Annotated in this window: 19 protein-coding genes; 7 read left to right on the forward strand and 12 right to left on the reverse strand. The window is 68.8% G+C overall.

Features of this window, described 5'->3' with window-relative positions; genetic code table 11:
- The first annotated feature begins 72 nt into the window (after positions 1–72).
- Positions 73–1,653 (forward strand): Na+/H+ antiporter, encoded by a 1,581-nt coding sequence (locus tag IE265_RS20330; protein ID WP_190037058.1) that lies wholly within the window; start codon positions 73–75, stop codon positions 1,651–1,653.
- A 183-nt stretch (positions 1,654–1,836) separates the two neighbouring features.
- On the opposite strand, the gene IE265_RS20335 is transcribed toward IE265_RS20330, so the two are convergent.
- The 3 genes from IE265_RS20335 to IE265_RS20345 form a co-directional block, all read right to left on the reverse strand.
- On the reverse strand, positions 1,837–4,131 hold the full coding sequence (locus IE265_RS20335) for a SpoIIE family protein phosphatase (protein WP_190037059.1): 2,295 nt from the start codon (positions 4,129–4,131) through the stop codon (positions 1,837–1,839).
- 240 nt (positions 4,132–4,371) lie between these two features.
- On the reverse strand, positions 4,372–4,980 hold the full coding sequence (locus IE265_RS20340; protein ID WP_190037060.1) for a GPP34 family phosphoprotein: 609 nt from the start codon (positions 4,978–4,980) through the stop codon (positions 4,372–4,374).
- Positions 4,981–5,249: 269 nt separating this feature from the next.
- Positions 5,250–8,036 carry a helix-turn-helix transcriptional regulator gene (locus tag IE265_RS20345; protein WP_190037061.1) on the reverse strand — a complete coding sequence of 929 codons (2,787 nt, stop codon included), beginning with the start codon at positions 8,034–8,036 and terminating at the stop codon, positions 5,250–5,252.
- Positions 8,037–8,816: 780 nt separating this feature from the next.
- Between IE265_RS20345 and IE265_RS20350 the strand changes: the two genes are divergently transcribed.
- Complete coding sequence (locus tag IE265_RS20350) at positions 8,817–9,746, forward strand: redoxin family protein (RefSeq protein ID WP_229916324.1); 930 nt, start codon at positions 8,817–8,819, stop codon at positions 9,744–9,746.
- Here IE265_RS20350 and IE265_RS20355 read toward each other — a convergent pair.
- Positions 9,743–10,939 (reverse strand): epoxide hydrolase family protein, encoded by a 1,197-nt coding sequence (locus tag IE265_RS20355; protein ID WP_190037063.1) that lies wholly within the window; start codon positions 10,937–10,939, stop codon positions 9,743–9,745. The genes IE265_RS20350 and IE265_RS20355 overlap by 4 nt on opposite strands.
- 344 nt (positions 10,940–11,283) lie before the next feature.
- Between IE265_RS20355 and IE265_RS20360 the strand changes: the two genes are divergently transcribed.
- Together IE265_RS20360 and IE265_RS20365 are read left to right on the forward strand one after the other, a co-directional pair.
- On the forward strand, positions 11,284–11,769 hold the full coding sequence (locus tag IE265_RS20360; protein WP_190037064.1) for a VOC family protein: 486 nt from the start codon (positions 11,284–11,286) through the stop codon (positions 11,767–11,769).
- A 147-nt stretch (positions 11,770–11,916) separates the two neighbouring features.
- Positions 11,917–12,399: a hypothetical protein gene (locus IE265_RS20365; protein ID WP_190037065.1), complete on the forward strand. Its 483-nt coding sequence runs from the start codon at positions 11,917–11,919 to the stop codon at positions 12,397–12,399.
- 129 nt (positions 12,400–12,528) lie between these two features.
- On the opposite strand, the gene IE265_RS20370 is transcribed toward IE265_RS20365, so the two are convergent.
- From IE265_RS20370 to IE265_RS20390, 5 genes are all read right to left on the reverse strand, one after another.
- Positions 12,529–13,557, reverse strand: coding sequence for an ABC-2 membrane transporter-related protein (locus IE265_RS20370; RefSeq protein WP_190037066.1), 1,029 nt, complete (start codon positions 13,555–13,557; stop codon positions 12,529–12,531).
- The gene (locus IE265_RS20375) at positions 13,554–14,522 is read right to left on the reverse strand and encodes an ABC transporter ATP-binding protein (RefSeq protein ID WP_190037147.1); all 969 of its coding nucleotides are present in this window, start codon (positions 14,520–14,522) and stop codon (positions 13,554–13,556) included. The genes IE265_RS20370 and IE265_RS20375 overlap by 4 nt, the downstream gene beginning before the upstream one ends.
- A gap of 13 nt (positions 14,523–14,535) precedes the next feature.
- Positions 14,536–14,985: a GntR family transcriptional regulator gene (locus IE265_RS20380; protein ID WP_190037067.1), complete on the reverse strand. Its 450-nt coding sequence runs from the start codon at positions 14,983–14,985 to the stop codon at positions 14,536–14,538.
- A gap of 476 nt (positions 14,986–15,461) precedes the next feature.
- On the reverse strand, positions 15,462–17,144 hold the full coding sequence (locus tag IE265_RS20385) for a tetratricopeptide repeat protein (protein ID WP_190037068.1): 1,683 nt from the start codon (positions 17,142–17,144) through the stop codon (positions 15,462–15,464).
- 413 nt (positions 17,145–17,557) lie between these two features.
- Entirely contained in the window at positions 17,558–19,828 is a 2,271-nt protein-coding gene (locus IE265_RS20390) for a M4 family metallopeptidase (protein ID WP_190037069.1), read from the reverse strand.
- Between the two features lie 886 nt (positions 19,829–20,714).
- Here IE265_RS20390 and IE265_RS20395 point away from each other — a divergent pair.
- The 3 genes from IE265_RS20395 to IE265_RS20405 all read left to right on the forward strand — a co-directional run bounded on the left by IE265_RS20395 (position 20,715) and on the right by IE265_RS20405 (position 24,516).
- On the forward strand, positions 20,715–21,155 hold the full coding sequence (locus tag IE265_RS20395) for a DUF485 domain-containing protein (protein WP_190037070.1): 441 nt from the start codon (positions 20,715–20,717) through the stop codon (positions 21,153–21,155).
- A complete protein-coding gene (locus tag IE265_RS20400; protein ID WP_190037071.1) occupies positions 21,152–22,762 on the forward strand; it encodes a sodium/solute symporter in 1,611 nt (536 codons plus the stop codon). Before IE265_RS20395 ends, IE265_RS20400 begins: the two co-directional genes overlap by 4 nt.
- 908 nt (positions 22,763–23,670) lie before the next feature.
- Entirely contained in the window at positions 23,671–24,516 is an 846-nt protein-coding gene (locus IE265_RS20405; protein ID WP_190037072.1) for an MHYT domain-containing protein, read from the forward strand.
- Between the two features lie 128 nt (positions 24,517–24,644).
- Here IE265_RS20405 and IE265_RS20410 read toward each other — a convergent pair whose 3' ends face one another.
- The 3 genes from IE265_RS20410 to IE265_RS20420 all read right to left on the reverse strand — a co-directional run bounded on the left by IE265_RS20410 (position 24,645) and on the right by IE265_RS20420 (position 26,625).
- Positions 24,645–25,082: a DUF4259 domain-containing protein gene (locus IE265_RS20410; RefSeq protein ID WP_190037073.1), complete on the reverse strand. Its 438-nt coding sequence runs from the start codon at positions 25,080–25,082 to the stop codon at positions 24,645–24,647.
- 160 nt (positions 25,083–25,242) lie between these two features.
- Positions 25,243–25,911, reverse strand: a complete 669-nt coding sequence (locus tag IE265_RS20415) for a hypothetical protein (RefSeq protein WP_190037074.1) — start codon at positions 25,909–25,911, stop codon at positions 25,243–25,245.
- Between the two features lie 156 nt (positions 25,912–26,067).
- Entirely contained in the window at positions 26,068–26,625 is a 558-nt protein-coding gene (locus IE265_RS20420) for a GNAT family N-acetyltransferase (RefSeq protein WP_190037075.1), read from the reverse strand.

Consider the following 26,625-nt stretch of genomic DNA (forward strand, 5'->3'; position numbering starts at 1 on the left):
GTCCGATCCGGCGGGACAGGTGACGCAGCGTTCCGGCAGGCGTACTCCCGGACTGATGAGAACGGGTTTCCCATGGAGGGATTGACGCTGGTGGCATTGGTGGCGGGCAGCGCCACCGTGGCCGCGTTGGCGGCCCGCACGCGGATTCCGGCGCCACTTCTGCTCGTCGCTGCCGGGCTGGCTGCCGCGTACGTCCCGGGTGTTCCGACGTTCGTCCTCGACCCGCACATCGTGCTGCCGTTGGTGCTCCCACCCCTGATATATACGGCTGCTGCGGAGAGTTCCTACCTGGACCTGCGGACAAACATACGATCAATCGCCTTGCTGTCGGTCGGTTACGTACTTTTCGCGACCCTTGCTGTCGGGTACGTGGCGTACCGCCTGGTGCCCGGCCTGTCTCTGCCGGTGGCGCTGATGCTGGGTGCGATGGTCGCCCCACGCGATGCGGTGGCAGCCACAGCGATCGCTCGCAGACTCGGGCTGCCGAACCGCATCACGACCATCCTCCAGGGCGAATCCCTGGGAAACGAGGCGACCGCCATCACGGCCTACATGGTGGCGGTGATGACGGCTGTGGGTGCCAGTACCGGCTGGACGGGCGGACTGGTTCAGTTCCTGCTCGCCTCGGTGGCCGGGGTGGGGGTGGGCCTGCTGCTGATGGTGCCGATCCAACACCTGCGCAAGCGCCTGAAGGCCCCCCTCCTGCTGAACACACTCTCGTTGCTGATCCCGTTCGTCGCCTATGCGGCTGCCGAGCGGGTGCACGGATCAGGCGTGCTGGCCGTCGTGGTGGTGGCTCTGTACATCGGGCACCGCAATTGGGAGGTCGACTTCGCGACTCGGCTCCAGGAGGCCGCGGTGTGGAAGGTCGTCTCCTTCATCCTGGAGTCGGTGATCTTCGCACTGATCGGACTGCAACTTCCGGTGGTCGTCGAAGGGTTGGGTGACTACGCCGGCTCGGACGCCGCCTGGTACGCGGGCGCCGTCTTCCTGACGGTGGTCCTCTCGCGGTTCCTGTGGGTGTTCCCGGCGACCTATCTGCCGAAGCTGTCCGAACGCATCCGGAAACGGGAGGCGGACGCCGATTGGAAAGGGGCGCTGGTGGTGAGTTGGGCTGGCATGCGGGGTGTGGTCTCCCTGGCCATCGCCTTCTCCGTGCCGATATCCGTCCCTCATCGGAACCTGCTTCTCTTTCTGACCTTCACCACGGTCATCGGCACCCTGGTGGTGCAGGGCATGACGCTGCCCGCCCTGATCCGGGTTCTGAAGCTTCCGCCGAGGGATCTACGGGCTGAGACTCTTGCCGAGGCTCAGGCGCAGAGCGAGGCCTCGCACGCGGCCGAGGAGCGGCTGCGGGGCCTGCTTGAGGACTCAGCCAACAGCACCCTGCCGCTGCCGCTGGCCGACCGGCTGCGGACGGTACTGGAACAGCGCCGCAACGGGGTGTGGGAACGCCTCGGTGAGGTCAGCGAGAAGACGGGCGAATCCGTCGACGCCATCTACCGGCGCTTGGCGCGGGAGATGATCGCCACGGAGCGCAAGACCTTCGTGGGGCTGCGTGATCAGCGCCGGATCGACGACGAGATGCTGCGGACGCTCTTGCGTCGTTTGGACCAGGAGGAAGCGGCGGCCTATCGGGAGGAGTCGGCTTGATCCGCTCGGGTTCACCGCGGTCTCGTCATCGAGGTACTGGCGAGAGGCCGGGGCCACCGTCGGCATGCGGGCCGCGCTGGTCTGCCGTGCCTGATCCTGCTGGATCCATGGCCGTTGGGCGATCTCGGTCAGCGCGCCCGCCCGAGTGGCCGGCCGGTCTTGGTTGGTGGGGGCGGCCCCGGATCACCGAACGACCGTCGGTGTCTCGGGTGCCAGTTCCGCCCAGACGCTCTTGCCGTGTGTCTGGTGGCGAGTGCCCCACTGTTCGGCCAGGCTCGCAATGATGAACAGGCCTCTGCCGGTCTCATCAACAGTACGGGCGTGCCTCACCCGCGGCGTGCTGGTCGCACCGTCACTGACCTCGCAGGTCAGCAATCGCCCGTTGATGAGGCGAAGCTTCAAGGGAGGAGCACCGTAGCGGACCGCGTTGCCGACCAACTCGCTGGCGATCAGTTCCGTGTTGTAGGCCGTCTCGTCGTCCGTGCCCCAGACACGAAGCTGGTCTCGAACTGCCGCTCGGGCCACCGGCGCGGCTTCGGGGCCGGCGGGCAGGTCGCGGGTCAGTACGCGTTCCACGGGGAGCGGCTTGGTATGGGCGAGCAAGAGGAGGGCTTCGCCGCCTGCGAGCTCGTTCGCGATGTCTGCGCACACATCGGCCTGCGACCGCTTGCCGAGGCTGCCGAGAAGCGGCCGTAGCCGACCGGACGGCGCCAGAACCTCATCGGCGAGCGCGGCGGTGCCCATCACCAGTGTGCTTCCCGAGGGAAGGTCGGTGGTGGTCGCGGGGAACGGGGCGTTGCTCGTTTCGGCGAGAAACGGACCGAGAGGAACGGACAGGCTGTCTGAAGTGCCGTCAGGGAGGATGAGAACGGGCTCGGGCAGACCGGCGCGCGCGATGGTGCACGTGAGGTCGACCGGGTCGTAGATCACGATGGCGCAGGCAGCCGTGATCGGTTCGAGGTGCGGAAGATCTGCGGGTGGCATGGCGGCGTAGGCGGCCGCAAGGCGGGTCGTGGTGTCACTGAGACGGGCCAGCAGCTCGTCGGCCTGCAGATCGAGGGCTGCGAGGGTATGGATGGCGGTCCGCAGCAGCCCCATCGTGATGGCTGCGGTGATGCCCCGGCCTGTGACTTCGCCGACGATCAGCGCGGTCCGTGCGCCCGGCAGGTCGATGACGTCGTACCAGGCGCCCCCGCCTTCCGGGTCGGGAACGTGAAGGTGGGTGACATCCAAGCTGGCCTGCTTTGCCGGGTGCTCCGGAAGCAGCCTGTGCTGGACGGTCAGAGCGACGACCCACTCACGCATGTAGCGACTGGCGTTGTCTATGCAGAGGGCGGCATGTGCGCACACAGCAGACGCAACCGCCAAATCCTCCTCGTCGAAGGAATCCTGTCGCCGGTCGCGGTAGAAGGTGACGACTCCCAAGGCGCGGCCGTGCAACGACAGCGGTGCGACGATCAAGGAATTGGCACCGGACCGGTTGATGAGATCGGCCCGGGCCGCGTCGGCGGCCAGCCACGAACTGTCCTCATCCAGGCGGATGAGGCGCGGCTGAAGGTCCGACAGAACGCCTGAGAAGGGGGTTCCGGAAGGCAGGGGCCGCACGTCCCCCACCGGGATCGGTGAGACGGCCCCCTGGAAGGCTGCGTGGCGCAGCGGAGTGTCCTGCTGGGCAGGAATGAGCGGCGGCTCTTCTCCGCGGACTATGGCCTCGACCACGTCGACGACAGCCGCGCCGGCGAACGCGGGCACGATCGCGTCCACGACATCCCGGCACACCGTGCCGACTGTCGGCTGGGGCCCCACCTGCGTGCGGATCTTGTCCAAAATGGCCCGGCGCTCTTCCGACTTCTCATGCTCGGTGACGTCGGCGGTGGCCATGAGAAGGCCGATCGCCCTTCCTGCCGGGTCCTCCAATCGGAAGTAGGAAACCGAGAAGATGCGACGCCGGCACCGTCCTGGCCGGTGGGCACCTCGGACGATCCGCTTCACCACCGGTTCCCCGTGCTCCAGGACCCGTCGGGCCGTGACGCCCTCTTCCAGGGGATCCGCAAAGCTGTACACCTCGGTGAAGTGTTTGCCCACCAGGTGTTCCGCCGGCTCGTAGCAGCAACTGCTCGACATCGCGCTCCCCCGGACCACACGCAGTCGCTCGTCGAGTACGTGGAGTCCCACTGGGAACTGCGCGAAGAGAGCACTCAGAATCGCCTCGCCCCGCCGGGACGGACTGTCTGCCGCGGCAAGGACCTGCCAGAGGACCGAGTTGTCGCGCAGCACCGGTCTGACCAGCACCGAGGTGCCGTCCTGGGAGCCCTCTCGTCCCCACGGGCCCTCAGCCGCGAGTTCGGACATGAGGGTCGTCACGGGACGGCCGATGGCGTCCTCGGCGGCCCTGCCGAACAGTTCCTCGGCCGGACGCCCCCACTCGATCACGCGGCCGCTCTCATCGATCAGCGCGAAAAGGTCCATGCTGGGCATCTGAGGTCTCGTTCCTGCCGTCGGCCGGTGCACTACGCGGCCTTCTGACCTCTCTCTGCGGGGCATGGCCACGGGCAGCAGAGGTCATCGTGATCTCGGGCGAGTGCGGCGTCGAAATGGTCGCGGGGGCACCTTTCGCATGAGGGAGCCGGCCGGCCCGTGCTCGCGGCATCGGAGCAGGACCTTGTGTGACGAAGCACCGGCGCCAGGGCCCGGCGGCGCGTGGGAGGAGATGAGACGTCATTCGGGGCTGCGCCAGAGGTTGTCGAACGCGGCCCCTTCGACACTTCGCCGTCGGCGCTCGGCATCGAGTTCCAAGAGCGCGCCGTTGACAGCGGCGAGCACCGTCTCCACTGCGTAGTCCGCGATCTCCGGGGCGTCTCCATCCTGGTTGCTGTGGATACCGAGGCTCTCGGCAAGAGCGACGAGGACGGGCTCGGCGGACGCCCAGCGTTCCGCTGCCTGGCGGCGAGGAAGGGAATCGACCAGAACGGCCTGCCCGTCCCGGAGGCGGAAGCGTTTCCGGCCCTGCTGGACGACGAGCCCCTCCGCCTCGAAGGCGGCCACGTAGGTCTCGGCCAGGGAATCGCCTCTGCGCCACAGCCAGTCGCCGACCGACTCGTACGGCTCGGTCATGACGAGTGCGGCCGCAGCTTCCAGCAGCAAGCGATCCGCCGGTGTCGGCAAGTGGCCCGGCACTATGCGGCCGGCGTCCAAGCGGATGGTCGGGCTCTTCAGGAAGTCGATCACCTCGGCCCCTGCGAGCGCCAGCGACACCTCTCCCATCTGCACGGGGTGGCCGGCCTCGGCTTCGAGGGCGACGAACAGCAGGTCTCGGGGCGTGGTCATGAGGAACCTCACGTCCAATGCGTCGACAACGACGCGATGCTGAGGGACACGAAAGCAGCGGCCGGCACGGGTGCTTGGCCGCCGGCGCAACGGGCGCCCCCCACGAACCTGAGCGAGTGTCCGTATTCGAGTCTACGCAGCGTGCACGGTGCCGGCATCCTGCATGTCAGCGCAAGGCCGCCGCCGGACAGGCGAAGACCACAACCCGCGAAGCGCAGGTCGGGACAGCACCCGGGCTGACACAGCGCCCGTCCAGGACGGGGAGGATGTCAGTCTCCGGTGTCGAGTGGCGGGGCGGGGAAGGCGCCCTCCAGGTGGCGACGGGACTTGACGCCCAACTTGGCGAAGACGTTGCCGAGGTGCCACTCCACCGTCCGCGGGCTGATGAACAACTGGGCCGCGATCTCTCCGTTGGTATGGCCGTCCGCAGCCAGCCTGGCGATCTGGGCTTCCTGGCTGGTGAGGTTCCCGTCGATGCCGACGGCACGCTTGCCCGCGATCGCACCGGTGGCCGTGAGCTCCCTCAGCGCGCGCTCGGCAAAGCTGGTCGCTCCCATCACCCTGAACGCCTCGTAGGCAGAACTCAGATGAGTACGGCTCTCCTGGCGCCGGCTCTCTCGCCGCAACCACTCGCCGTAGAGCAGGCGGGCCCGGGCGAGGTACACAGCGATCCGGCATCGTTCGAGATGATCGATCGACGTCCGGTAGAGGGCTTCGGCCTCCGGCCCCTCGCTCAGAAGTGCCCGGCAGTAGGCCTCTGTGCCCAGGGCCCATGGGGTACCGCCGGCCTTCGTCCGTTCGGTGAGTTTGCCCAGCGCGGCCGCAGCGATGTCCGGGTGGCCGCTCCGGGAGGCCGCCTCGACCAGTTCGACCAGAGCCAGTCCGAAGAAGCCGAGGTCCTCGTACTGGCACGCGCACGTCGCGGCCGCCAGGGCTTCCTCAGTGCGGCCGAGGCCGTTGTAGAGCAGTGCGGTCGCGTACTCGGCCAGCCCGAGGGTGCGTCCTTCACCGCGTTCGCTGCCCTGCTTGACACTGGTCTGGATGATCTCCAATGCCTGCGGTTCCTTCTCGGTCCAGGCACCCAGCAGCAGCGCTGTCTGGCTCACGGGAAGGCTGCCCGTGGCCTCCGAGATCGCGTTTGCTTCGTCGATGAGATGGGCTGCTGTGGCGAAGTCGCCGGCGTAGGTGTGGAAGCACGCCTGGTAGTTCAGTGCCATGGGGAGGACGGCGAGCGCCCCCGCTTCCCGGGCGATCCTGACAGCGCCGATCCCCAACTCGTGCCACGCCTCGTCATCCCACAGTTCCGGTGCGAGAGGGCCGGGCGCCACCGGGCACGCCAGCCAGAGCCAGCGTTCGTCCTCTGTCGGACCGGACTTCTGTTGCTCCCGGACAGCGTCCAGTGCGTATTTGAGCAGATCTGCGCTGGCGGCGAAGCCATCGATGATCAACGAGGCGATGCCGTCCAGGAGCACATCGACGGTACGCACCATTTTCGGCGGACGCCCTGTTCGGGCGGCCTCGGCGACCTTTCGCTGCACGGGGCCTTCCGCGAGGCGGCCGGCGAAGACGACGGCGCCGAGGGCTTCCAGCAGGGTGTCACGGGCAAGGTCGGTGTCCAGGGGGACCAGCCGTTGCGCTGCTTCAAGCAGGAGGCCAGGTGCGTCGGCCCCTCGAACCCGGGCGAACACGAGGCGGGCACGCAATCGCTCGAGCCGAGCGCGTTGCAGTGGATCGAGAGGGCAGGATTCCGCGGCGGCCAGCATGTTGTGGGCCTGGTCGGATCCGCCTGCCTCAATCTCGATCTGAGCGGCGGCCAGCGCGCGCGGGGCACGGAGTACGGGATCGGGCGTCAGCTGGGCTGCCCGCTGCAGGAAGGAGGATGCTGCCGCCATGCCTCCCCTGCTTCGTACGCGGTCGGCGGAGCGTTCCAGGTCGGAGGCGACATCCTCATCGGGTTGAGCGGTGGCATGGGCGCGATGCCAGGCTCTTCGATCCGGGTCCAGGTTGGAGTCCGTGGCCTCTGCCAGCGCCCGGTGCGCCGCCCGCCGGTCGGGCTCGGATGCCTTTCGGTAGATGGCGGATCGAACCAGGGGGTGGTGGAACCGTACTTTGATGCCGAACTCGACAAGTCCTGCGGTTTCGGCCGGGGCTGCGGCGTCCCTGGGGATGCTCTGCAGAGCAGCCGCGCGCCACAACAGTCCGATGTCCGCGGTCGGTTCGGCTGCGGCAGTCAGTACAAGCTGCTTGCTGTACTGCGGAAGTGCCCGGAACTGCTGGTGGAAGGCGTCCTCGATGTAGCTCTCCAGGGGGTGGCCCGCGGAAAGCCAGAAACCACCGGCCAGCTCCGCGGGTGTCAGTGCGTTCGGCAGATGCAGGAGAGCCATCGGGTTGCCGCGGGCTTCAGCGACGATGCGATCCCTGACAACCGGGTCGAACGGGACGCGGACGGCCGATGCCAGCAGGGCGCGCGCGTCAGGTTCACTGAGCCCTTCGACGACCAGCCCCGGCAGGCCGGTCAACTGACGTCCTTCCGGCTCTCTCAGGGCAAAGAGAAGGGCAACGGGTTCGGCCATCAGTCGCCTGGCGACAAACGCCAGCACCTGCATGGAATCGTCATCGAGCCACTGGGCGTCGTCCACGCGACACAGCAGGGGATGGTCCCCCGCAGTACCGGCCAGCAGGCCCAGCACCGCCAGGCCGACCAGGAACCGGTTGGGGGCCTTGCCCTCCTTCAGCCCGAACGCGACGGACAGCGCGTCATGCTGCGGTGCGGGAAGGTCCTGGATCCGGTCCAGCAACGGTGCGCAGAACTGGTGGAGGCTGGCGAACGGCAGCCTCATCTCCGACTCGACGCCTGCGACGCCCGTGGTGCGGAATCCAACGGCCCGGACGCCTACGGCATCGAGCAGTGCGGTCTTGCCGATGCCGGCCTCGCCGCGAAGGACGAGAACACCGCTCTTGCCGGCCCTCGCTCCGTTCAATACGTCGTCCAGCAGGGCCAGCTGATCCCTTCGCCCCAGTAGCTGGGGCAGTGGTCTGACCGCGAAGTCGCCCATGACCCAATCTTCCCTGCCTGCGGTGTCAGAGGCGCGCCGACCAGGTGAGGACATCACGCGTGCCTCTCTCTTGGCCTCCGCCTCAGGAGGTGTTCGCCAGGCACAGGAACCAGCGCATCTCCAGAAAAGTGACCAAAGTTGCACATTATCATGATTTAGGATTTTTCGACCTTCATCCCACATGAAGGGTTGCCAACCGAATGACGCGCGTAGTTTGACTGCAGCCCGCACCGGGAGCCGGATCCCGTACCTGCACCCCGGTGGATTCCCCTGGGGCGACGCACACACCGCCTGAAGCAACCTGGACTGGTTGCCGACGCGGTCCCCAGCGGCGGCAGTAGGGAGATCCGCCTATGCCTGCGAAATCCGAAAGCTGAGCCACCGACCGTTCACGGTCAAGTCTTCCGAGGCGGGCGTCGCCAATCGGCGCAGGGGCATCGAGGCGGCACTGCCCAGTACAGCGGAACTTCACCGAAAGACGGCACCGCCCCGCACTCCGCACCACACGCGTTGATCGTACGAGCTGTCGAAGTACGCGATTTTCTCGGTGTGCCGGATGGCGGGGCACGTCACGGCCCATGGTGTGGAGCCGTCGTCGGAGCTCGCCCTGGGCGGAGACCGGCCGCGCGCAGGTCGTACGTCCCCAGGGTCGGCCGGGTCCCGAGCGCCCCCGGGGGTTTCCCGGGGGCGACATGGATCGGAGTGACCCATCGTGGACGGGGCAGCACCATGTCGCCGACAAAGGGGACGCGTGAAATGAATGTGCTTGAGCGTGCACACATGCCCTCGCTCGACGGGGCGACCCAGTGGTTCAACTCCGAGCCGCTTCATTCCCGCGAGTTGCGCGGGCATCCCGTGCTCGTACATTTCTGGACGCTGACCTGCATCAACTGGTTGCGCACCCAGCCCTACCTCCGCGCATGGTCGCAGGCCTACCGGGATGACGGGCTGATCATCATCGGAGTCCACACACCGGAGTTCTCGTTCGAGCACGGCATCGACCACGTGGAGCGGGCGCTCGCGGCCCGGGGCATCACCTACCCCGTCGCCGTGGACAACGACTACAAGATCTGGCAGGCCTTCGGCAACCAGTACTGGCCGGCGCTCTACTTGATCGACGCCGACGGCAAGGTCCGCGACCACCAGTTCGGCGAGGGGCACTACCCCGAATCCGAGCGCGTCATCCAGCAACTGCTGGGCATCGAACGCCGGCTCGTCCCGGCCGAGGGACGCGGGGTGGAGGCCGAGGCCGACTGGGCCCACCTCCGGACGCCGGAGACCTACCTCGGCTTCATCCGCACGGAGAACTTCGAAGCACCCGGCGGCTTCGTTCTCAACACCCCGCGCGCCTACGAAATGCCTGAGCACCTGAATCCGAACCACTGGGCTCTCGCCGGCACGTGGACAATCAGGAGGGAGCATGTCCTGCTCGACCAGGCCGACGGCGGCATCGCCTGCCGTTTCCAGGCCCGGGACGCTCACCTCGTGCTGGCCAGGGAGGCCTCCGAGCCCATCAAGTTCCGCGTGACCCTCAACGGCAAAGCGCCCGGCCGATCACATGGCACAGACGTCGACGCGGACGGTGAGGGCCTGCTTGACGAGAGCCGCCTCTACCAGTTGGTCCGCACCCACGGCAGGGTGCAGGCTCAAACGCTCCAGGTCACGTTCGACGAACCTGGCGCCCAGGCATACGCCTTCACCTTCGGCTAGTTCGAACGGCGAAGTGGTCGCAGTCCCGTACGGACCTCTTCGACGAACAGCTCCGGCTGTTCCCAAGCCGGGAAGTGCCCACCCGCGGGAAGCCTGTTGTAGTGCATGAGGTTGGGGTACGCCTTCTCCGCCCAACTCTTCGGCGGCTCGTAGAGCTCACGGGGAAAGACACTCACTGCGACCGGCAGGGTGACGCCTTTGGCCCCGAAGAACGACGTGGTGTTCTCCGCATAGAGACGGGCGGCGGAAATCACCGTGTTCGTCATCCAGAAAAACGTGATGTTGTCGAGTACATCGTCTCGTGTCAGACGGTCTCCATCTCCGCCGAACGCCCGAGGTATCAGTTCCAGACCGGGCTCGAGCATGAAGGAAGCCAGGCCGACAGGAGAATCCGCGAGAGCCGTCAGTGATTGAGGCAGTGATGCCATCAGGTACGCGTAGTGGACGTGTGCGTACATGGAGGTGAGTTGTTCGACGGCCCGCTGCTCCTCCTCCGTGAAATCGCTGCCGGCAGGTACCGGCCTGCCCGTGGCGAGCGCCTGGTCGATCTCGGGCGGAACCGCTCCGGCCATGTTCGTGTGGAACCCGGCCAGGCCCGGAGGCGCCTCCACTCCCATCAACTCCGTGATGATCGCTCCCCAGTCGCCGCCCTGGGCCGCGTAGCGCGTGTATCCGAGGCGCTCCATCAGTCGGGCCCAGGCACGCGCGATGCGCTCTGGTCCCCAGCCGGTGGTGGTCGGCTTGCCCGAGAAGCCGAAGCCGGGCAGGGACGGCATTACGACGTCGAAGGCGTCCGCGGCGTCCGCGCCGTATGCCGTGGGGTTGGTCAGAGGATCGATGATCGCCAGCTGCTGGATGATCGAGCCGGGCCAGCCGTGGGTCATGATGAGCGGCAGGGCATTCTCATGCTTCGAGCGGACGTGGATGAAGTGGATGTCAAGTCCGTCGATCTCGGTGATGAAGTGCGGCTGAGCGCGCAGTTTGGCTTCGGCCCTGCGCCAGTCGTAGTCCGCCCCCCAGTAGCGGGCAAGCTCCTGAATCGTGGCGAGCTGCGTACCCTGCGACGGATCGTCCACCGTCTCCTTGTCGGGCCAGCGAGTCCCTTGAATACGTGCACGCAGGTCATCGATTTCCTCTTCTGGAAAGGAGAACGAGAACGGACGTATTTCTGTCTTCTGGCGGTTTGCAGGCATGTGGGATTCTCCCATTGGCTCCGGGGTCGCACGGCTTTCTTCCTCACCGTGACACGAAGTCGCCTGCCTTGGCCCCGTAGTTCCCCCCGGCACGCGTACGGCCAGGGGTGGGGCCCGCCCTGGCGGCCAGTGGGCCGACGTACCTGCGGCGGCCCACTCAACGGATCACCCACGAGCAGCAGAAGACGGTCCGCGAGCGTACGCTTGAAACCGCGTTTCGCAGACCCGGCACCGACCACTCGCGTTGAGCAGCCGACGTGACATGCCATCCCTGGATTTCTGTCCTGCTGGTTGCCGGGGGCCAAATGCCACGCATCCGATGAGATTCGGCACAGGAGGCCGCTATGGGTATCGCAGCCCTCAACGGAACAGAGGAATCAGACGAAGCGGCAGCCATGGACATGAATCTGGAGGTCGTCACGATACCGGTGACCGACGTCGACCGTGCGTTTCGCTTCTATCAGAGTCTGGGATGGCGGCTTGACGCGGACTATGAGGCAAAACCGGGCGGATACCGGATCGTTCAATTCACGCCTCCTGGCTCGGGGTGCTCAATCCAATTCGGTCGCGAGGTAACACCCGCAGCAGCTGGATCTGCCCAGAACACCTACTTGGTTGTGCGCGACATAGCCACAACCCGGGCTTGGCTGACGAGCAAAGGTGTCGAGGTGAGCGAGATCTTCCACCGCGTCTACGACACCGGCGACCAAGTGCAGGTGGAAGGCCCCGACCCGCACAGTCCCAGCTACCACTCGTTCGCGACGTTCAGCGACCCGGACGGAAACGGCTGGCTGCTCCAACAGGTGCAAGTACGCGAAACCGGACGGTGATCGAACCCGCAGGAACCACTCCGCACGACCATGGACGGCGCGCACGCATCAATCCTGAGAGAGCACGGGACGTGCGCCGGGTGTGGCGCCGCGACCAGTGCACGGCTACGTAATCGAAAACGGATCTCCTTGGTAGGAGGATCGCGCATGAGCAGCGTGATGCGACCGCTCCTCAATGGAGCCGCTGCCGGGGCTGTGGGCACGACAGCGCTCAACATTGCAGGCTATACAGACATTGTGCTCAGGGGTCGGCCCGTCAGCACAACACCAGAGGTGACAGCACGCACGATTGCCGAGAAGCTGCATGTCCGCATTCCCGGTCACGGCGAGATTCTGGAAAACCGGATCGCCGGACTCGGACCCCTGACAGGATTCGCCGTCGGACTGGGAATGGGTGTGGCACTGTCGGCGGCTCAGGCGGCCGGTTGGCACCCGTCCACGACATCCCGCTATGTCACCGCTTCCGTCGGCGCACTCATCGCGACAAACGCACCGATTGCGCTCCTCGGCATCTCGGATCCACGAACGTGGTCCGTCGCGGACTGGATCTCCGACATCGTCCCGCATGTCCTCTACGCGGCGGTCACCGTCAGCGTCCTGGACAAGCTGAACGCGGCCGACACGAGGTGAGGTGCCCCGGGCCTGCCTCTCATGGGAAAGCTGCGGCCGGCTCAGGACAGTGTGACCGCGTCCGCGGAGCGGCCGGACTCCTCAGGTCCGGCCGCCCAGGGCTCGTGGGTCAGACCAGTTGCTCGTGGGTCAGACCAGTCGCTTGCGGGTCCAGATGAAGATGAACCCGGCGACAGCGGCAGTCATCCCGAGAAGGATCGACGACCCGAGCCACTGCATGCCGCTCATCTGCGACATCGGCAGGTAGTCGACCGACCACCCCACGATGTCGGCCTTCTCCAGGCAGACCGCACGGGCCTCCTTCGAAGCCGCATGCACGCAGGTACTCGTACCGAGCGTGTCCCCCGCGCCGGTGACGTAGGACTGATCGAGCTGCAACGACCCGGACGGCACCTTCGGGAAGGACGAGCCGTCCACGCCCTTGTCCGTCGTCCGCGTGACGACCTGGCCGAGGTTCAACCGGTTCATGGCCCAGACCACTTGGACGACCACGCCGAACACGAAGGTGACCACCATGGCGAGGAGTGTGCGGCGCAGCACCATACCGATCGCGACACCCCCCACGACGGTGAACAGCGTGAGTGCGACCGGCACCAAGCCGGTGTTGTCGAACGCGGCACCGGCGGTCCAGTCCAGAATGTTGTTCTCGTCCTTGACCGGGGCCCACCACCAGCCGAAGACGAGGGAGATCGCGGTCATGCATACGACGACAACCACTGTGCTGATGCCGAGCTTCGCGGCCAGCCACTTGTTGGGGCTGACGGTCTGCGAGGTGACCAGTTTGGCCGTACCGCTCTCGAGATCGCCGGCGAGCAGCGGAGCACCGAGGAAGACGCCGAGTACAAGGGGTATGAAGCCGAGGCCCAGGCCGACCTTGTTGAACATGGCGCTGTAAGTGCCCGCTCCCTGCACCCAGTCGGCGGACAACTCACCGGGCCAGCCATGGATGGTGAGGAAGTCGATGAGGTCGGCCCGCTGGATGGTCATCCACAACACCGAGAAGGCGGCGCCGGCCAGGATGGTCCAGTAGGCGGCGCGATGCTGTCGCCAGGTGAGCCAGACAACGCCCGTGAGCCGCGGGCCCCGGGAACGCTTGGGGGCCGTTGCGGGTGCAGCGGTCCGGTTCATGTCGATCGGTGTACTCGTCACGTTGCTCATGCCGCTTCCGTCTCGGAGCCGTGGAGACGGCCAGGGACCTGGGCTCCGGGACTGATCAGCGCCGGCGCGTCGGGGCAGCGCAGGTAGGACAGAAGAAGCTCCTCCAAGTGCGGCGTGTGACTCTGCCACCGGTCACTCACCGGACCGTCGGGGCGGATGAGGGCGCTGGCCTGGCGACCGCTGGTGCGGTACTCGATGACGGTATGACGGGCGAGGTCCGCCGGGACCTCCGGAGATGGGTTCCGGCCCTGCCCAGGGGCGTTGTCCACACCTTGCAGCAGCATGTGGGCGCTGAGTATCTCGTCCACGTCACCGGCCATGCGCAGTCCGCCCGTGGAGATGACCAGGAGGAAGTCGCAGACGTCGCCCAGCTCGCTGAGCATGTGGGACGACATCAGCACGGTGGTGCCGCGCTCGGCGGCCGCGGCCAGCAAGGTACCCATGAGTTCGTGCCGCACCAGCGGATCCAGGTCCGACATCGGTTCGTCGAGCATGAGCAGGTCGGGGCGCTTGCCGAAGGCGAGGGCGAAAGCGACACGAGTCCGCTGCCCTCCTGAAAGCGTGCCGATCTTCGCGTGCATCGGTACGTCCCCCGCACGGACGATGCTCTCGGCGGCCTGCTGGTCCCAGCCGGGGTTCAGTTCGCGGCCCAACCGCAGGGTCTCGGCCACCGTGAAGCGGCGGAACAGCGGCTTCTCCTGGGCAAGGAAGGCCGTGCGCCTGCCGGCCTCCGCGGACTCCGGTGCTGCGCCGAACACCTTCAAGGAGCCGTTCGTCGGCTCCAGCAAGTTGGCGGCCATCGCCATGAGCGTGGTCTTTCCCGCCCCATTGGGTCCCACCAGCCCGCAGATCCTGCCCGCCGGCAGACGGAAGGAGCACTCCCGCAAGGCCCAGCCCCGGCGGTACCTCTTGCTGACGCCGTAGGCCTCGATGGCCGACTCCTCGGGTGGTCCCCCGAGGTCCATGGCGTTCCTGGCGTCACTCACTGATGCTCCTTGGTTCCTGACTGTTCACAATTCCCACGGCCCCGGCAGCGGCGTACTGCTTCTCCAGGACCGACGCGACCAGCGCGCTCACGTCGTCCCGTTCCAGGCCCGCTTCGCGCGCCCGTGCCATCCACCCCTCGAGCTCGCCACGCAACTGGGAGTCGGCACCCGCCTGAGGGCGCGCCAGTGACCTGCGCACGAAAGTCCCCAGGCCGGCTCTCAGCTCGACCAGGCCTTCGCGTTCCAGCTCCCGGTAGGCCTTGAACGTGGTGTTCGGGTTGATCGCGCAGGCCTCGGCCACTTCCTTGGCGGTTGGCAACCGGTCTCCGGGCGTGAGGACGCCCAGCCGCAGAGCCTGCTTGGTCTGCTGGACGATCTGCTGGTACGCGGCGATCCCGTTCCGTCTGTCGATGCGGAACTCCACGGCCTCAAACCCTTTCATCACTTCACTAGCAGAATGACGATGATGATGAAGGGCGGACCGCGACCTGTCAAACGAGCCCACCTGCAGTTTCCGCGCAAATGCGCACAAAATAAGCAATCGCCGACAGGCCCGGGAACTTGCCTGCGGGCGGCCCGTCCGGGCCGACTGCGCCACCAGGGCGACGGCGGCCAGGGCGACGGCTTCCTCCGGCGGGTCCGCCGCCCCGACCATCCTGGAACCGGACGGTCCGACGACGAGGTGGCACCCACGGGGGAGATACCCGGTGAACGGGACATCACGGGGCCGACCGCCGGTGCGGCTCGGCATGCGCGGCACGCACCGGCCTGGTGTCCACGTCCTGGCGATGGAACAGCCGAGGGGCCGACGGCCCCGGCGGAGTCCGCGGGGCCGAACCCACCGACGGCGCAACCGACTTCATCCCCCGCACGCTCGGTGACTCCGTCGACGACGACGACCGGCCTCGGGTCGCCGCCTCAGCAGCAACCCTTCTCCGCCGCCGCTTCCACTCCCCCCACGGCTTCCAGGCGGCAGAAGCAGGACGCCTCGATCGGTACGTCGGCCAGCGCGGTGGCGATCTTCAGTTGCTGGGCCACGATCTGTGCCTCCCCCGTCCTGCCCAGCCGGACGAGGCACTCGTGGAACCCGTGCAGGGCCCAGACGTTGCCGGGATGCTGCGAGGGGCGGGGCAGCGTGTCGTCGAGTCCCAGGTCGGCCCGGTAGACCGCTTCCGCCTCGGTGACCCGCCCTTGTTCGAGGAGCAGGGCCCCGTAGGCGTGCCGGGTGGGCTGCATCCAGCCCCAGGGTTCGTCGTAGGGAAGGCTGTCGTCGAGCTCGATCGACCGCTCCAGTGCGGCGAACGCGGCGTCGAAGTCGCCCTTGCGGTAGTCCAGTTCGCCGTCGAGCATGGCCGACGCGATGGCGAGAATGTCGGCGCACGTGTTGTTGAACAGCATCCGCGTCTCCGGGACCCTGCTCACCGCCCGGCGGAACAGCTCGCGTTCGGCCTCCGCCTCGGTGATCCGACCGGTGGCCGAGAGGGCGACACCGCGCGCGTAGTGGACCATCGCGGTCGTCACGCAGTACAGCACCGGGTCTGCGGGCAGCGGCAGTTCGAGGATGTCGGCCCAGCGCCCGAACCGGATCAGCACATGGACGCGCATGGCGAGGAAGCCCTCCAGCCAGTCCGCCATGGGCGGGCTCTGCACGCGCAGCAGTTCCTCCGGGACGGACGCCTCCAGGTCCGCGGCGGCGTCGAGGGCGGTCCGCGCCTGGCCGAGGAACATCGCGCCGTAGATCTTGAAGTGGTGGTTGTGCGAGCGGTACAGGGTGTAGAAGTTCATCGCGCCGTCCCGCGCGCGGACCTTCTCGTCGGCGGCGATCGCCGTGCTGTTGTCCGACACCACCCGCCGGTAGTCCCCGCACAGCACGTCCAGGTGCGTGGGCATGTGCTGGAGGTGTCCCGCGTCCGGGACCAGGCCGCGCAGCCGGTCCGCGACGGGCAGGGCCTCCTCCGGTGCCGGGGACATCTCCATCAGGTGGATGTACAGGTGCAGGACGCCCGGGTGAGCGTTCCCGCCCTCGGTGGCCAGCGCCCGGTCCAGCACGGCCCGGGCCTCGACGGTGCGCGCTCCCTCGGCGGGCTCGCCGGTACGCAGGTCCCACAGCTGCCAGGGCGTGAGGTTCATCAGCGCGTCCGCGTACAGGGTGGCCACGTCCAGGTCGTCGGGCGCGAGTTCGTGGACGGTTCGCATGCTGTCGGCGTAGGGCGCGTTCCACACCGCGCAGTCCTCCACGGCCTCCCCCTGCGGGTACCGGGCCCGCAGCGCGCCGATCAGGGCCTGCTCGACGGGCGTGGCCCCGCCGGCCTTCTCGTGCGCCCTCTCCACCGCGGCGTGGGTGCGCTCGACAGTCCGCGTCAGTTCCTCACCGTCGAAGAACTCCCACGGCTTGTTGTAGTTGGGGCCGAGCGCGTAGGCGATGCCCCAGTGGGCCATGGCGCAGTCGGGGTCCGCCTCGGCGGCGGCCTCGAAGCACCTCACGGCCTCCTCGTGGTGGAAGGCGTAGGACCAGACCAGCCCGCGGTCGAACCAGGTCTGGGCCTCCGCGGACGACGTCGTCACGGTACGGCGGTGGGTGCCGAGGTCGTAGTGGTACATCCGTGTCTCCCGCGTCCGCGGCCGACCGGACGGCAAGCGCGGACCGGTGCGCCCGGGCGGCCGGTTCCTCGCGCCGTCCCCGGCACGTGCTGGCCCCGCCGCGGCCCGCGCCCCGGGGGGATTCGTACGGTCGAGGCTAGAGGTGTTCGCGCACGCCGAGTAGCACGCCCCGGGTCCGCCGCCGCGTGTCGGACCCCGGCCGGAAGGCACCTGCGGACACGACGTCCGCGGGCCGCAGCCGAGAGCGCGGGGAGGTCCGCCGGCAGCCTCGCGACGGGCCCCGGACGGCGGACGCGCGGCGGATGGCGCCGGGCGGCCGGTCACCGGGGGCTTGCGGCACAAGGCGGCGAGTGGCGAACGGAACGCCCGCCCCGGCCTGGGTCGGCGGGGCGGGCGTCACGTCGGGCGTCAGGTCACGGAGTGATGCGCCACTGCTGGATGTAGCCCACGTCGATCGCCGCGAGGTCCCGCACCCGCAGCTTCCACGTGCCGTCGACGGGCTGCGCGGAGGCGTCCACGGTGAAGGTCTGGTCGACGTTGTCGGCGGAGCCGCCGCTGCGGTTCAGCAGCGAGTAGACGGTGCCGTCGGGGCCCACCAGGTCGACGGTCAGATCACCCCGGTAGGTGTGGACGATGTTGACGTACACCTCGGTGGTCGCCGAGGCGTTGCCCGGCCGGCCCGTGATGGTGACGGGCGACTCGACGGCGGCACCGACGTCGGGGATGTCGACGCGTGTCGAGTTGGCGTAGACGTACGCCACCCGCCAGTCGAAGGTCTCCGAGGCGGTGACGCCCGTGCTGTCGGTCACCGTGACGGTCACCTCGCCGGTGCCCGTGGTGGTCGGGACACCGGTGACGCGTCCGCTGTCGCTGATCGAGAGGCCCTCGGGCAGGCCGGTGGCCTCGTAGGTCAGGGTCGCGTCCGCGTTGGTGGTGTACGCGTCGACCTGGAGGGACACCTCCTGGCCCACGCCGGAGGTCTGGTCGGCTATCGGGGCGATGTTGACGCCCAGCGCGATGCGGTCGCCGACGTTGACGCCCGCCCAGGCGGCTGCGACGGCGAGGTAGGTCTCGCTGTACGCGCCGAAGAGGTCGGACGCGGCCTGGAGGGTCGCGACCCTGGCACCGGCGTAGTTGGTGGACGACGTCATGTACGTCGTCAGCGCCCGGTACCAGATGGCGCCCGCGTTCTCGATCCCGATGCCCGCGACCGGCACGCCGTCGTGGGTGGGGCTGTCGTAGTCCACGCCGTTGACGGTCTTCGCCCCGCTGCCCTCGGAGAGCAGGTAGAAGAAGTGGTTCGCGGGACCCGAGGAGTAGTGGACGTCGATGCCGCCCAGGGAGGCGTCCCAGTAGTCGCGGGAGGCGCCGTCCTTGGAGGGCTTGTCCATGTACCGCAGCGGAGTTCCGTTGCCGCGGATGTCGATCTTCTCGCCGACGAGGTAGTCGGGCACGTCGGCGGAGAGCCCGGAGTGGAACTCCACGGCGGCCGCGAAGATGTCGGACGTCGCCTCGTTGAGGCCTCCCGACTCTCCGGCGTACGTGAGGTTCGCGGTGGCGCTGGTGACGCCGTGGGTCATCTCGTGGGCCGCCACGTCCAGCGACGTCAGCGGCTTGTTGTTGCCGGCGCCGTCGCCGTACGTCATGCAGAAGCAGGAGTCCTGCCAGAAGGCGTTGACGTACGCGTTGCCGTAGTGGGCCCGGCTGTAGGCGGCCACGCCGTCGTTGCGGATGCCGTTGCGTCCGTAGACGTCCTTGTAGTAGTCCCAGGTGGCCGCGGCGCCGAAGGCGACGTCCACTCCGGCGGTCTGCCGGTTGCCGGGAGTTCCGTCACCCCAGACATCGTTGTCATCCGTGAACAGTGTGCCGGTGCCGGAGCTGCCCTGGTTCAGGTCGAAGGTGCGGTGCCCCGCACGGTCGCCGTCGACGAGCTGGTACGAGGAGCCGGACGCCGTGCTGCCGACGTCGACCGTGCCGCTGTACTGGCCGTGGCCCGTTCCCGTGTGCACGCGCTCGTATTGTGTGGCGACCTTGCCGGAGGCCGCGTCGGTGATGACGTGCAGTTCGCTGGGGGTGCCGTCCTCCTGCAACCCCTCCACGACGGACTCCCACGCCAGGACGGGCCTGGGACCTGCCGCCCAGACGACGAGCCGCGGCGCGCCCTCGACCTCGGTGCGCTCCACGTCGGCCGCCCTGCCCACCGCGAGGGCCTTGGCGGCCGCACGGTCAGCGGTGATCTTCGGCGTGGTGGTGGGGACCTCGATCGTCGCGCGGGTGGCCTTGGACACGGTGGTCCGGCCGTTCTTCACATGGACGACGAGGTCGCCGCCGAAGACGGGAAGTCCCGCGTAGGTGCGCTCGTACCGGGTGTGCCTGGTGCCGTCGGCGTCCTTGACCACGTCCTTGGCGACGAGCTTCTCCCGTGCGCCGAGGTCGAGTTGCTTCGCCGTGGAGCCTGCCGCGGCGGTGGCGCTCTTGAGGAGCGCGACGCGCTGGGCGGGCGACAGCGCGGGCTGGGCGGCACCTGCGCGCGGCGTGGCGACGATCTTCGAGGGGCCGGGCTCGACGGGTGCGGCGGACGCCGGTCCCGCCGTCACTCCGAGGGCGAGCAGTGAGCTCGCGGTCGTGAGCGCCAGGGCCGCGGCGCGTCTGCGCCGGCCGGCTGAGCGAGAGTGCACGGACAAGGGCTTCTCCTTCTGCGGCAGCCGGCCGTGGTGGGGCCGGCGACGAGCGGACCGGCGGGGTGCGGCCGGTCCGGAGCGGGAGCGGGCACGGAGGTGCGCGGCACGGGGCGGCGCACGGAGGAGCCCGCGATATCGGCGGCGCGTGAGACATGAGGGCGCGGTGACGCGCGAGTGGGGGGTGGGGGTACTGGGGGGTGTGAACGAACAGTGAATGTTCGACAGCAGAGTGACATCAGACTCATGGGCTTGTCATGGAAGTGACAACACAACGGCTTGAATTGACCATTGCATGCTGGGAGTTCGTCGCCGTCTGCACATCATTTCGGCCGCCTTCCGCGGCGGGCCCGCCGCCCTCCCGCGTCGGACACCGCACCGGCCCCTTCGTCCCCACCCGCCGCGGAACCCGGCCCTCCGGCCTCCGTGGCCCACCACGGAGGCCGGTACGCCCTCTCCCGGGCCGTCGTCCCCTCCGTCTCGCCGGTCTCCGGTCTCGGGCCTCGGTTCTCCGTCCACCGCCGGCGCGGGAAAGGACGACTGAAGGTCTTCCGCGCGATGCCGGACAGGGGTCGCGCGAAAACCGCCGCTCCCGGGCCCGGCCGCAACCTCGCCCCCCCTCGCGCCCTCCTCGAGGGCGACCGGACCAGGACGTTCCACCGGCCCGCCGACCCGAACCGCAGGCGCCCCAACTCACCCTCCGGACCCGCCCTTCACGCCGATCACAGCGACAACGCTCCTGGTCAGCGCCGCGTACAGGGTCCGACCAGGCACTTGAGGGGAAAGCCCTCGCGCGCTCGGCCCGCCGAATAGCGTGCGAAGGGCCGAGCCGCTCCCCCCACCTCCGCGCGGTCCATGTTCGTCGGGCCCGAACCCCGCCAGGAGACCCGGAATGTCCTACGACGACTCCGTCGCGTACCCAGTTCACCCCCACCACGGACGCCACTGTTCACCGGACCGCTCCCTCCTCGACCCGGCGCTCCCCGGCGAACGATTACCGGCTGCGGATCGGCCCCCCTCGTGGACCGGGCGCCACCGCGATCTGCGCATCCTGCGCCGGGCGTACCGCCGTCAGCGCCGCTGGACCACACTGATCCCGCTCAGCTACTTCTCCGCGTTCCTCGCCCTCTCGGCCGTCGGCCCCGGGTTCATGACGGAACCCCTCGTCGGCGGCCTGTCGACGGGCCTCGTGCTCGCCCTCTCCCAACTCCCCGCCGCATGGCTCGCCGTGGCCCTCTACGAGCGCACCGCGTACCGCCATGTCGATCCCCTGGCACGCCGCGTGAACCGGCACTCCCCGTGGACCGGCGGCGCGCGGGAGCGGGAGCGATGACGGAGTTCAGCGGCTCCACGCAGACCTGGTCCCTCGTCGCCTTCTCCATCGCCGTCACGATCACCCTGCTGCTGTGCGTCCTGACCGGACCCGGCTCGGACGACCTCGACGACTTCTACACCGGCTACCGGTCGCTGTCCCCGGTGCGCAACGGCCTCGCCATCGCGGGCGACTACATCTCCGCCGCGACCGTACTCACCATCGGCGGCGTCATCGCACTGTGCGGCTACGACGGCCTCGTCCTCGCGGTCAGCACCCTGCTGTCCCTGCTCCTCCTGATGTTCCTGCTGGCCGAACCGCTGCGTAACACCGGCAGGTTCACCATGGCCGACGCCCTGGCCCGGCGCATGCCCGGACGGGCGGTGCGGATCACCGCGTGCGTGGTGACCATCGCCGCGCTGGTCCCGATGATGCTCGTACAACTCGCCAGCACCGGGCAGTTGCTGGCCTTCATCCTCGGGTTCTCCGACCCCTCCATGAAAACGGGCTGCATCGGCGCGGTGGGCGCCCTGATGATCACGTACGCGGCCATCGGCGGGATGAAGGGGACCGCGCTGATCCAGATCCTGAAGATGGTCGTGCTCCTCGGCTCGGGAGCGGTCGTGTCCGTACTCATCCTCCGGACCTTCGACTGGAACCTGGGGACCCTGTTCAATACGGCCGCGAGGCGCAGCGGCGCGGGGCCGGACTTCCTGCACGGCGGGCTGCAGTTCGCGGGGGGACCGCATCCCGAGATCGACATGGTCAGCACGCAGTTCGCGATCGTGCTGGGGGGCGCCTGCCTTCCGCACGTGACCATGCGGATGTTCACCGCGAGCAGCGCGCGCCAGGTGCGGCGTTCGATGTCCTGGGCGGTGTCGTCGGTGGCGCTGTTCGTACTGGTGGCCACCGTCATCGCGATCGGCGCCACGGCACTGGTCGGCCGTGAGGGGATCACCGCCGCCGACCCCCGCGGGCACACCGCCTACCTGCTGGGGTCCCGGGCCGCGTTCGGGATGGACATCTCACGGGCGGAGACGTTGATCTTCACCACCGTGACCGCCGCCATCTTCCTCACACTGCTGGCCTCGGTGGCCGGAATGACACTCGCCTGCGCCAACTCGCTGGCGCACGACGTGTTCGCCAGCCGGGCCAAAGGGCTGTCACCGGTGCGCGAGACAGCGCTGGCCCGGGTCTGCGCCCTGCTCGTCGGCGGCCCGGTGGTCCTGCTCGCCGCCCTCATCCAGCACCGCAGCCTGCAGCCGCTGGCCACCATGTCCTTCTGCGTCGGCGCATCGGCCCTCGCCCCGGCTCTGGTGTACAGCCTCTTCTGGCGCCGCTTCACCCGCGCCGGGCTGCTGAGCACCCTGATCGGCGGGTCCCTGGCGGTCCTGCTGCTGATGCCCGGCACCAGTCTGGTCTCCGGGTCCCCGACGGCCGCGTTCCCGGAGGCCGACTTCAACTGGTTCCCGTTCACGACGACCGGCCTCGTGTCGATCCCCTTCGGCTTCGCCTGCGGCTGGCTCGGCACCATGCTCTCGGGCCGGCGCAGGGCCGAGCGCGCGCGCAGCCGGTACGAGGCGATCGAGAGCCTGATCCTGGCGGGGCCGCGGCAAAGGGGCAGATGACCCTCGGGGCCGACGGCGGCCCGTGTGTCGGACGGACGACGGGCCGGCCGCTCCGACGGGTCGACTGGGTCGGCCGGGCGGCGGGCGGTTGGCTGCGCCGGCCGGCCGGGCGGACGATTGCCTGCGCGGGCCGTCCGGCCGGGCGGGAGTCCGCGTGGGATCGGGAGCCTGCGTGAGCTCGGGAGCCGGCACCGGGACTTGGGCTGTTCATCGATTCGTCCGTTGGTCGCTGCGTGGCTTCATCCAGTCGGCCGTTCACCGACGGGACGGTGTGACGACGTGACAGCCAACGGGCGCACCACACGTCCCATCCGCCACATCTCGCCCCGAGGTTGCCGTGTTTCAGACGCCCCGCACCTGCCCGTCGCCCGTCGCCCGCTCGGGCCAACTGGCGCGTCCGGCAGGGAGAGGGCATTCGCGGCCTGCACGCCGTCCGATGCGATCGCGCCAAGGCCAAGCGACGAACCGGCCCCCGCCCCGTCATATCCGTGATCAAATCGATGCGCCACCATGCGTCGATTCGAACGTGAATGACCATGGAGAGTCACACTCTGGTGGACTTGTGCTTGAATGGTGAACATATCGGCCAGGCGGCTTGAAAGAGCCCTTGGCCGATCGTGGCCTCACCCGTCTTCGCAGTGGACGGGACGACGTGCGCGAGGTCGCGCACGTCGGGTCGCGCAGGCGGCGCAGGGGCGGAAGCCGGGCCCAACCGGCCCACCGTTCCGGTCCGTTCCACCCTCGCCGGTGGCGCGGCCCGTGCCGCCGTACGGCTCTCCGACCGAGGGTCGGCCCACTGCGCGCCGCGTTCCGGTCGGCAGGTCCCAAGGGGGGAGTTCTGCCCACGACCGCGCGCGGGTCCGCCGCCGGCGTTCGCCGAGCTGCTGCCTGATCAGGGGGGAAGTGTCATGAGCGACACAGTGTCCAATTTCCACTACGGAGCCGTCACGCCGATCGCGGCGTATCTGATGGCATGCCTCGGCGCGGCCCTCGGTCTGCGCTGCACGACCCGATCGATGCTCCGGCGCGCGCCCGGCGCCAGGCGCGCCGGATGGCTGACGCTCGGCGCGGTGTCCATCGGCTGCGGCATCTGGACGATGCACTTCATCGCGATGATGGGCTTCACCATCCAGGGCTCACTCATGACGTACGACCCCGCGCTCACCGTGCTGAGCCTGGTCGTCGCCATCGCGGTCGTCGCGGTCGGCATCTTCCTGGTGGGCTACCGGGGAGCGAGCCCCGCCACGCTGGGCACCGCGGGCGCGGTCACCGGCCTCGGCGTCGCCGCGATGCACTACATGGGCATGGCCGCGATGAGCGGCCACGGAAGCATCGACTACGACCCGCTCTACGTGGGTCTGAGCATCCTGATCGCCGTGGTCGCCGCGACCGCGGCGCTGTGGGCGGCCGTGTCGGTCCACGGGCTCTGGGCCTCGGTCGGCGCGAGCGCGATCATGGGCGTCGCCGTGACGGGCATGCACTACACGGGCATGACCGCGGTCACCGTCCACGTCACCGACGCCGTCGCGAACAACCAGTCCTCGGCGAGCCTGCTGTCGTTCCTGCTGACCATGGTCGCGGGTCCCGTGGTCGTCCTGATCATCGTCTCCGTGATCGTGATGTTCGACCCCGAGGTCGTCCTCGGCGACAACGACTGGAACAACGCGCAGCCGATCCGGCCCGCCCAGTTCCCCGACGCCGCTGCCGCCCCCGTGCCCGACGCGGAGCACGCACGCCCGCCGAGCGCCTGGTAGGCGACGGGCACGGCGTCTCCGCACCACCCCGCGTACCCCCAACGGGCGGCGCCCGGCAGCCCAGCTGTCCGGACGCCGCCCGTTGCCGTGCGCCTGTTGTTCGGTGGCCCATGGCTGTGGGTCACCGCTCAGATCTCGAAGAGGACCTCCTCCTGTGGCGGGATCGGAGGGTCAAGGACGTCACGAAGGCGGGCGATGTCCCGGCGCCACCTCGAGCCGTTCGCGGCTTCGGCCCACAGCTCGGCGAGTTCGGACGCATCGGAGACCACTCGGTCCAGGGCGTCGACGGCGAGCGTGCGAAGGGCTGCCGGAAGCTCCGGCAGCGGCTTCGACGGGCCGTGGTTCGAACACGCCGGCTCGCCGTCGGAGTGCTGGGCGACCACCAGGGCAACCGCGGCCACCGCCCGCTCCCCGTCGGGTGTGTCCAGGTGGTCCGCAGGTCTGGCGGCGCGTTCGAGTGCACCGCGGACCATGGACGCTCGTTCTTCCGAGGTCGCGTCATCCAGGTCGCCCCCGAAGTCGGCCGCGGTGTCGTTGTCGAAGGGGCCGATGTCCCAGGTGCCCATGTCTCTCCTCGCGCGACCGTCCGAGGATCGTCTCACCGGCCACTGACAGCGAGGTCGGGAGGCAGGCAGCACGCGCTCGCGCAGGAGCGTGAAGCCGCCACCTCCGTACAGCAGGCCGTCGGCTGACGGGATCCGGCGACGCGGTCACCGCGGCCGACACCTACATCGGATATCCGACCGTGGCGATGTCCGCAGCCAGATCTTCGAGCCGGGCGTCCGGGTTCAGGGCCGAGACGACCGCCTCTGTCAGCGGCTTGAGGTCATACACATGCCGGATCGCCTCCACGGGCGGGTCCACCTCGTAGTACCCCTCGGCGAACTCCCGATAGGCCTCGGCCCTGTCCTCCGCCAACAACCCGAACAACCACAGAGCACCATCGGCGTCACCGTCGCTCCCATCCGGGACCTGGACGTCTCCGCACCTCCACGCCGAGTCGCCGTGCTCGCGCCACAGACAGACGGTGGCCCGAGGGACACCGTTGTGGTCCTGGAACGCGGGCTCCCGCGCGAACGGACGGAAAGCCTCGGGAAGCGAGTCGAACAACCCGGGCCACGGCGCAGGCGGCGAAGCCCGGGACGCAGCGATCGGCGACTCATGGCTGTTCGCCTGCGCATAGACCCCAGCGCCGGAGAAGACGACGGCGTAGTCGTTCCCGGAGCCGTCCCGCATGGAGGCCATCTCCTCACCCGGCGCCCACCGAACGTCGTACGAGTAGTGACGCCACTGCCACTCCGGGCTCAGGACGGCGTCCAGCATCGCGAGCGCCTTCGAGCGGGCGCGCACGGCCTCGGGCGCCGGGAGCCGCTGGATCACTTCGTGGACACTCATGAGGCGATACAACCGGAGGCCACTGACAATGGCCCCGATCACCCCGGTGCTACCGCTCACCGGCAACATTCCCCGGCCGGCCGGCCGACCCGCCGGCCACCGCTCTCCGATGCCGTCGACAAGCGCTCCCAGTCCTCGGAGCGGGCAGCCACGCCGTCAGCGTCCACGCGCCGGGTGGAGCGCGGTGAACTCCCGTGCCAGCAGGCCCAGGACGACGAGGTCGTGGTGGCGGCCCGCGGCGAACACGTGCTCGCGCAGCCGCCCCTCCTCGACGAAGCCGAGACGGCGGTGGAGTGCGAGGGAGCCCTCGTTGTACGCGAGGACACTGGCCTGGCACTTGTGGAAGCGCCGCTCGGTGAACATGAACCGCAGCAGCAGGACGACGGCCTCGGCCGCATAGCCCCTGCGCCGGTGCTCCGCCCCGATCGTCACGCCGTGCTCGAACCGGCCCGCGCGCGGGTCGGCGTGCTGCGAGCTGACCGCGCCCACGGCCTCCCCCGTGTCGACGGCCTCGACGACCAACCGGAAGGAGTCCGCGCCGGGTCCCTGGGCGGAGTGCTCGGTGGCCCAGGCGCGGAAACTCTCCGCGGAGCGGGGCACGTCGAGAAGGTCCCCGAGACCCTCCTCGTCCTCGGCGAAGCGGCGGAAGGCCGTCCAGTCGTCGGGCTCGATCGCGCGCAGCCGTACTCGCGGCCCTGTCCAGAACGAAGTCAT

The sequence above is a fragment of the Streptomyces fructofermentans genome (genome assembly GCF_014651055.1).
GTDB lineage: Bacteria > Actinomycetota > Actinomycetes > Streptomycetales > Streptomycetaceae > Streptomyces > Streptomyces fructofermentans.

Bases quoted from the DNA above. Each gene is read 5' to 3' on its own strand.
- IE265_RS20350 (WP_229916324.1), top strand. From the start codon at position 8,817: ATGCCCTCGCTCGACGGGGCGACCCAGTGGTTCAACTCCGAGCCGCTT.
- IE265_RS20370 (WP_190037066.1), bottom strand. From the start codon at position 13,557: ATGAGCAACGTGACGAGTACACCGATCGACATGAACCGGACCGCTGCA.
- IE265_RS20415 (WP_190037074.1), bottom strand. From the start codon at position 25,911: ATGAGTGTCCACGAAGTGATCCAGCGGCTCCCGGCGCCCGAGGCCGTG.
- IE265_RS20340 (WP_190037060.1), bottom strand. From the start codon at position 4,980: ATGACCACGCCCCGAGACCTGCTGTTCGTCGCCCTCGAAGCCGAGGCC.
- IE265_RS20420 (WP_190037075.1), bottom strand. From the start codon at position 26,625: ATGACTTCGTTCTGGACAGGGCCGCGAGTACGGCTGCGCGCGATCGAG.
- IE265_RS20395 (WP_190037070.1), top strand. From the start codon at position 20,715: ATGTCCTACGACGACTCCGTCGCGTACCCAGTTCACCCCCACCACGGA.
- IE265_RS20380 (WP_190037067.1), bottom strand. From the start codon at position 14,985: ATGAAAGGGTTTGAGGCCGTGGAGTTCCGCATCGACAGACGGAACGGG.
- IE265_RS20385 (WP_190037068.1), bottom strand. From the start codon at position 17,144: ATGTACCACTACGACCTCGGCACCCACCGCCGTACCGTGACGACGTCG.
- IE265_RS20360 (WP_190037064.1), top strand. From the start codon at position 11,284: ATGGGTATCGCAGCCCTCAACGGAACAGAGGAATCAGACGAAGCGGCA.
- IE265_RS20355 (WP_190037063.1), bottom strand. From the start codon at position 10,939: ATGCCTGCAAACCGCCAGAAGACAGAAATACGTCCGTTCTCGTTCTCC.
- IE265_RS20375 (WP_190037147.1), bottom strand. From the start codon at position 14,522: ATGGACCTCGGGGGACCACCCGAGGAGTCGGCCATCGAGGCCTACGGC.
- IE265_RS20410 (WP_190037073.1), bottom strand. From the start codon at position 25,082: ATGGGCACCTGGGACATCGGCCCCTTCGACAACGACACCGCGGCCGAC.
- IE265_RS20335 (WP_190037059.1), bottom strand. From the start codon at position 4,131: ATGCCCAGCATGGACCTTTTCGCGCTGATCGATGAGAGCGGCCGCGTG.
- IE265_RS20405 (WP_190037072.1), top strand. From the start codon at position 23,671: ATGAGCGACACAGTGTCCAATTTCCACTACGGAGCCGTCACGCCGATC.
- IE265_RS20330 (WP_190037058.1), top strand. From the start codon at position 73: ATGGAGGGATTGACGCTGGTGGCATTGGTGGCGGGCAGCGCCACCGTG.
- IE265_RS20345 (WP_190037061.1), bottom strand. From the start codon at position 8,036: ATGGGCGACTTCGCGGTCAGACCACTGCCCCAGCTACTGGGGCGAAGG.
- IE265_RS20400 (WP_190037071.1), top strand. From the start codon at position 21,152: ATGACGGAGTTCAGCGGCTCCACGCAGACCTGGTCCCTCGTCGCCTTC.
- IE265_RS20365 (WP_190037065.1), top strand. From the start codon at position 11,917: ATGAGCAGCGTGATGCGACCGCTCCTCAATGGAGCCGCTGCCGGGGCT.